Annotated in this window: 3 protein-coding genes; all 3 read left to right on the top strand. The window is 37.0% G+C overall.

Annotated elements, in window-relative coordinates; translation table 11 throughout:
* Positions 1 to 129: 129 nt before the first annotated feature.
* The gene (locus tag ACEW8O_RS23260; protein WP_373497023.1) at positions 130 to 4,092 is read left to right on the top strand and encodes a glycosyltransferase family 2 protein; all 3,963 of its coding nucleotides are present in this window, start codon (positions 130 to 132) and stop codon (positions 4,090 to 4,092) included.
* Positions 4,093 to 4,403: 311 nt separating this feature from the next.
* Positions 4,404 to 5,147 carry a polysaccharide biosynthesis/export family protein gene (locus ACEW8O_RS23265; protein ID WP_373497024.1) on the top strand — a complete coding sequence of 248 codons (744 nt, stop codon included), beginning with the start codon at positions 4,404 to 4,406 and terminating at the stop codon, positions 5,145 to 5,147.
* 8 nt (positions 5,148 to 5,155) lie between these two features.
* A partial coding sequence (locus tag ACEW8O_RS23270) for a polysaccharide biosynthesis tyrosine autokinase (protein WP_373497025.1) occupies positions 5,156 to 7,468 on the top strand: 2,313 nt, incomplete at its 3' end.

Below are 7,468 nucleotides of genomic sequence, written 5' to 3' on the forward strand. Positions count from 1 at the left end.
ATCTAATTAAATATTTCTTATTTTTTTTTAAAAATCACTTTTATATAAATAAATTTGTATTTTAAAAATAAATTTGTATTTTAAAAATAAAATAATGTATTTTGAAAAATATATCACCCCATTTATTAGATGAACCAAAAATTGCTGCTTGGCAAATCAATTCTTATTCTTGGAATTCTTTCCCTGGCAATATTCCTTTATGGCTTCTTTACAGAGGTTGGAATAGGGCATAAGGTCTTGTATTACTTTCTTACTATTTCATTATTTTTCAAATTGTTAAAAGTAGGTTTTGAATGGTACCACTATGCCGGATTGCCAAAACCACGGGACAAATCAGAAAAACCGAAATTACCATTAAAACCTTACACGGTGGATATGCTCACCACATTTTGTCCCGGTGAACCTTATACAATGTTAGAGAATTCTTTAAGGGCCTTGGTAGCAGTAAAATATCCGCATACCACTTACCTCTGTGATGAAGGTGATGATGCTTATGTGAAAAAACTCTGCGTCGAACTTGGTGTAATACACATCGCCCGTGATACCCATGAAAATGCCAAAGCAGGAAATATCAACAATGCCTTAAAACAAGCCACAGGTGAAATATGTGTAATTTTGGATCCAGATCACGCACCTTATCCGGATTTTTTAGACCATTTATTGCATCATTTCGATGATCCGGAAATAGGCTATGTACAAGTAGTCCAATCTTATGGCAATCAAAAAGAGTCTTTTATCGCCCAAGGAGCAGCTGAACAGACCTATATGTTTTATGGTCCTTATATGCAGGCAATGGGAGAATATGGGACCGCACAGGCAATAGGGGCCAATTGCACTTTTAGAAGGGAGGCACTTGATTCCATAGGAGGACATGCAGCAGGACTTACCGAGGACATGCATACTTCCATGCTGCTTCATGCCAAAGGTTGGAAATCTGTGTATGAACCGGTTATTCTATCGCGCGGGCAGGTTCCCAGCAGCATTTCAGCATATTACAAACAACAGATAAAGTGGAGTAGGGGAACATTTGATTTATGGTTTAATCTATTCCCCAAGCTTTTCAGTAAATTCACTTGCAGGCAAAAGTTGCACTATGGACTATTGCCTGTTTATTATTTGTTTGGCCTATTAGGATTAATCGATTTTGTAGTTCCTGTTTATTCCTTGTTTACCGGGGAATATCCATGGTTGATGGAACCCATGTTGTTTTTTATGTATTTTACACCATTTTTCTTTTTGAATTTAATATACAGGTATTTCGCCCAAGGATGGCTTAATCATCAGGAGGAAAAAGGATTACATTTGATGGGTGGAATTTTAAGGGTTGGGACTTGGTGGATATACATCATTGGCTTTGTTTACACCTTGTTTAATATTAAAGTACCTTACATTCCCACCCCAAAAGAACATACTACCAGAAGAGAGTTTTTATTGGGTTTACCAAATCTGCTGGTAGCTTTTATTTCTGTTTCTGCAGTAGTGTATGGCTTGTCCACAGATTGGCAACCTTATAGCATGTTGATGGCACTTTTTGCTTTGATCAATGCAGTGGTTTTATTTACTGCCTTCGCTATTGGACAGTCAACTTGGGTTTACAAATCGAAAAGTTCGGTGAATTCGTTTAGAGGCACCTTTGCTATCCAAAAAAAGAACCTGTCTTATCTTAAATTGAGCAGGATAGCATTTCATGTTGTCTTGATGCTCATGTTGAGTGCCACTTCTTTTTTTATTATTAGCTCATTCAAATTTGGAAACGATGAATACCTCGATCCAAAATTAAATTCACCAATTGAAAAAGAGTTGGGTGGATTCTACACCGGAATATACGATCCCAATTTTGATATCGAATCGGATATAGCCCTTATCCGTGATCTTGAATCCAAGGCAGGTCAACAATGGTCTATCATTTCTTCATACCTGGCATGGGGAGATGGCCCACTTCCTTTAGAAAAATGGCAAAAAATCATTGAACATGGGGCTATTCCCATGGTTACATGGGAACCTTGGTCTAATTTATTTGAGGCCTTTTCAGAAGTAGAAGACCTTAAAAACAACCGCAAGATTTTTAAATATATTGTAGGTGGTTATTTTGATTCCTATATCGATCAGATGGCAGAGGCATTAAGAGACCTCAATTCACCGGTTTTTTTAAGATTTGCGCATGAAATGGAGAATCCCATGTATTCTTGGTCCAAATCCGGGGGCAATACTCCGGAAGAATATGTAGAAGCATGGAAGTATGTACATTTCCGATTTGAAAAAGTTGGTGCACACAATGTTTCATGGGTATGGAGTCCATGGTCCACAGAGGGATTTGAATCCTATTTTCCTTATGGAAATGATAGTTCTTACACGCAATATGTTGACTGGATCGGGTTAACAGCTTTGAATTATGGTTTGGCAAGTGAAGACCAAAACTCAAGAAATTTTGATAAAATTTACTCACCATTTAAAGAACAAATTGAACAAAAAGGCATTAACCTCCCAGTCATGTTAGCTGAGTTTGGCTCTACCTCTTATAGTGGAGAAGGTAAGAAATGGGTGCATGAATCCCATCAAAAAATCAAAGCGAAACATCCTGAAATCAAGGCCACAGTGCTTTTTTACAGTGATATAGATAAGAACTGGATAACCGATTGGCGGCCGGTAGATAATGGGGGTTTTATTAATTGGACTTTTGATCTGAATAATATTGGAGATGGCTTTGCTGGGTTTGATTTAATTAAGCAAAGAAATTATTTGGTTAAACTTGAGGTGCTGCCAAATGATGAAATTGTCCCAAAAATGTTAAAAACCGAAAATGAATATCATCAGCTTTGGGTGGATGGTCAGCCGTTTTACATCAAAGGTATCTGTTACAATACTGGACATGACTGGGAAGAAGGATTTAATCCATTGTCCAGAAAACAACTGGACACGGACTTTCAATTGATCAAAAATATGGGGGCCAATACCATCAGAAGGTATGAACCCGGCATTTATGACAGAAATATCCTACGAGCTGCCTCAGAACATGAATTGAAAGTAATGTTTGGTTTTTGGTTTGATCCAAAGGTAGATTACGCAAAAGATAGTAAAAGGCTAAAAGCCTACGAAAAGAAAGTACTGGCACAGGTAAGGAAATATAAAAATGATAAAAGCATCATCGTATGGAATATAGGCAATGAAACTTGGGGTTTATTAAAAAAACATCATGCCCAACCCTATTTGAGTTTGGTAAGGAGGAGTTATTTTGAATTTTTAAATGACTTGGCCATAAAGATCAAGCAGATTGACCCGGATAGACCCGTATTTTCTTCAGAAGAACATGACAACGAAAGATTGATAGGCGCCATCCATCAATATAGGGCTTATGCGCCCCATATTGATGTCATCGGAGTAAACTCCTATTATGAGGAAAACATCAGTCAACTTGATTCCATATTCGGGAAAATCTATCCCGGAAAACCTTACGTGGTGACTGAATTTGGTCCAAAAGGTTATTGGAATAAAGAGTTGGGAGATTATTGGAATGATAGCTTGTTGATTGAACTTTCTTCACTCCGCAAAGCAGAATATTATAAAAAACAGTGGGTGGAATATATTCATCAACATAAGGGCAGAAACTTAGGCGGGATGGCATTCAGTTGGATGGACCGCTATGAAGGTACTGCAACCTGGTTTGGAATTACCGATTACAAAGGCAGGTTGAAGCCTGCTTATTATTACCTCCAAAATGCTTGGATGGAAGATAAAGGGCTACCCAAATCCTTTCCCGATATTACTATTGTAGGACATTGGAACTTCTTGAATCCCGGAGAAAGCTTATGGTTCTCTGCTGCCATCACCAATGGATATACAGGAGATTTGGACCACACATGGTTGATCTACGACCAAAATTGGAAAATGATCAACCCAGTGATAAATTCAAAATTGAATAATCAATTTGTAGAAATCCAATTGCCCTCAACACCTTCCAGATTGTATCTTTATACAACAGATTCTATGGGTAATGTGATTACTGCTTCCAGGCCTTTGTTAATAAGAGATAAAAAACCCTACTTCAAATACCAGGAAAGTCCTTTAACCAAACATATCCAAGTAATTTATTAAAATGAATTAGATTTATATCCAGGTAAATCGTGTTAACTTTGTGATTATGGCCTACTATTTGTCATTTGATTCTGTCAGTAAGTATAAAATGGTACTTTATAAAATGAAATACAAAAAAAATAATATGAAATACTTTTTTATAACCATAAGAATTAATTAATTTAGCCAAAATTATAACTGGCTCAGTTTAATCTATCCGCAAAAATTAGAATCTATCAATATTTATGATGAAGTTTAAAAATAAACTATTCTAGATTATCCCGTTAATTTTTTTAGCGGTTGGCTGTATTTCCAACAAAAGGGTGATTTACATGCAAGATTTACCCGATGGAGACAAATTGGTTCAAATGGGAGAAATGGTACCTTCCAAGTTTGAAGAATACCTTTTACAATACAACGATGTCCTTGAAATCAATATCAAAACATCAGATCCTATTCTAAATTCAATGCTTGATATCAATGATCAAGGTGGAAACAGGAACAATATGATGAGAGGGGGTGGTGGATTAATGAGTGGTGGCGATATTTTTTATCTCAGTGGTTACACCTTGGATGATAGGGGATTTGTCGACATGCCTGTTTTGGGAAAGATAGAGTTAGTGGGGATGAATATGGAAACAGCCAAAACTGCAATAGAAAAAGAATTAAAAAAGTTTGTTCGGGATGAGGATTATTTTGTTAGGGTAAGATTGGGTGGGATCAGGTTCAGTGCATTGGGAGAATTTTCCAGACCAGGGAAATATACAATTCTACAAAATAGGGTGACAATTTTTGAAGCAATTGCTACAGCGGGTGACCTTACAATTGTCGCAAAAAGGGATGACATCATGTTAATCAGGCAATATCCGGAGGGGTCAAGGGCCCACAGAATCAATTTGAATAACAACGATATTATGAGTTCTGAATTTTATTTTATAAGACCCAATGATATGATTTACGCAGAACCAATGAAGGTTAGGGAATTGGGTACGGGCACTACTCTTATACAAACTATACAGCTACTGTCAGCTTTGTCCACATTGGCATTATTGCTCTATACTACGGCAAATAGATAACAAGAAACATGAAAATCATTCAGAATAATATGGAAAATAGTTTTAGGCCTGAAGATAAGGTGGAAATATTTGACCCCATAAAATTTTTTTTAAAGTATATCAAATATTTGCCTTATATCTTCATATCTGTATCCCTGGCAATGATAGCAGGATATTTCATGAATAAAACCAAAGCCCCAATTTATCAGGCAAGCAGTAAATTTTATATCAACGATGAAGTGGGCAATACTGGAATTCTTAACCTAACTGGTCTTGGCAATACTGGAGCATATGGAAGAATGGATACCAAAATGGCCAATCAGGCAGTTTTTTTGAAATCAAGAACAGTTGCAGAAAAAGCACTGGACAGGCTTGATTTTAACGTGGATTATTTTGAACCGGGAATGTTTACCGACAAGGAATTGTATAAAGCTTCTCCAATTTATGTTCAGGTAGATTGGGAACATGCACAGGTCACAGGAGGTAAAATCCGGATTTCTTGGAAAGATACCAAAAAATTCACCTTAAGTTTCCCAGATGAAATCTATAAAAAAAATATTGCAGGTTCCTCAAATGAAGAATTGCTTTTGGAGGAAGAATACCCGGGAGATTTTCCTTTTGGGGAATTTTTGGACCTGCCTTTTCTAAAGGTCAAGGTATCTTTGGTCAAGAATATCAGTGATGGTGAGGTTTTGATATCATTAAACCCTAAAAGTTCTTTGGTGTCAAAGTACACGGGGGAATCATTGCTGATCTATCCTTTTGACAATGTTGCTACAGTTTTAGAACTGTTGATAACTACCTCCCATCCCAGAAAAGGAGCGGATTATTTAGACGCCTTGATGGAGGTGTATTTGGAAATGGAGTTGGAGGAGAAAAACAGGATGGCGAGAAATACGGTGGAATTTATAGATAGGCAGATCTCAGGTGTATCTGATTCTCTCAGCTATTTTGAAACGAATTTGGAGTCCTTTAGGAGTGACAATCGGACTTATAATATTGGTCAGGAAAGTAGTACCGTCTATCAGGAATTGACCCGATTGGAAAGTGAACTGTCAAAAGAAAGGTTCAATAAGGATTATTTTGAAAACTTGAAAAGCTATTTGGCAAGGGAAAATTATGATCAGATTATTGCGCCCTCAGCTTTGGGCATTGAGGATTCCAATTTAAATACCCTGATCAATAGTTTGATTCTTCTTCAACAGGAAAGATCGAATTTGCTATTTACACAAACTGAAGCCTCACCCCGAATTAGGGAAATCAACAGGAAAATTCAAGATACCAGTGGTTCCCTATCAGAAGTGCTGAGAAGTCTTTCCAATAATACCCAATTCAGAATCAATGATTTGGAGAACAGGACGCGAAAATTTGAAAGCCAATTCTCCAAACTTCCCTCCACAGAACAGGATTTGATCAAATTGGAAAGAGGCAGGAATTTGAATGAAACCATTTTCACTTTTTTGCAGCAGAGAAGGGCAGAAGCAGCCATTTCTATGGCCTCTAGTTCATCCAGCAATAAAATCGTAGAGTATGCGCAGGCCGGAAATAGACCAATTAAAGTGAAACAGACTGCTACCTATATAATATTGTTTGGGTTAGGGTTTATTATTCCTGTGGTCATTATTTTTGTGATCGTTATCAGGGATAACCGTATCAAGGATGCAAAAGAACTAGAGGATGATCTGGCCATGCCCCTGTTGGCGAAAATTCCCCTCAACAAGGATGATTCCACCTTGGTGGTTTTGAACGAGCCCCGCTCCGCTATTGCAGAATCTTTTAGGGCGCTTAAAACAAATATCTCTTTTGTGGTTCCTTTGGACAAGCAATTGACCATTGCAGTTTCTTCAACTTTGGCAGGTGAAGGAAAAACCTTCACTGCGATCAATTTGGCTTCAATATATTCTATGAACAATAAAAAAACCTTATTGATTAGTTGTGATATGTTCAAACCTACAGCGCTTAAAGACTTTGAGTTAAAAAGTAAGGTTGGACTTTCCAACTACCTCAGTCAACAGGTGGAATCTTTATTCGAAATCATTCAGCCAAGCAAGTTTCCTTCCTTTGATGTAATTTCTGCAGGAGTAATTCCTCCGAATCCTTCCGATCTATTGGCTTCAGAACGTTTTGTGATTCTTTTGGAAGAATTAAAAAAAATGTATGACGTGATTGTTTTAGATACACCCCCTGTAGGTTTGATTTCCCAATCTTTTGAGGTTATCAAACATGTGGATTTAATAACATATGTATTGAGGCATAACTTTAGCGAGAAATCATTTATTGAAGAACTGAATGGTATTAAACTAAAGAAAGGGATACAAAATATATATGCGATACTGAACGCA

Origin of the sequence: Aquiflexum sp., assembly GCF_041749095.1 — a bacterium.
Taxonomy (GTDB): Bacteria; Bacteroidota; Bacteroidia; order Cytophagales; family Cyclobacteriaceae; genus Aquiflexum.

Excerpts from the sequence above, each read along its gene's own strand:
- ACEW8O_RS23260 (WP_373497023.1), top strand. The coding sequence starts at position 130 with ATGAACCAAAAATTGCTGCTTGGCAAATCAATTCTTATTCTTGGAATT.
- ACEW8O_RS23265 (WP_373497024.1), top strand. The coding sequence starts at position 4,404 with ATGCAAGATTTACCCGATGGAGACAAATTGGTTCAAATGGGAGAAATG.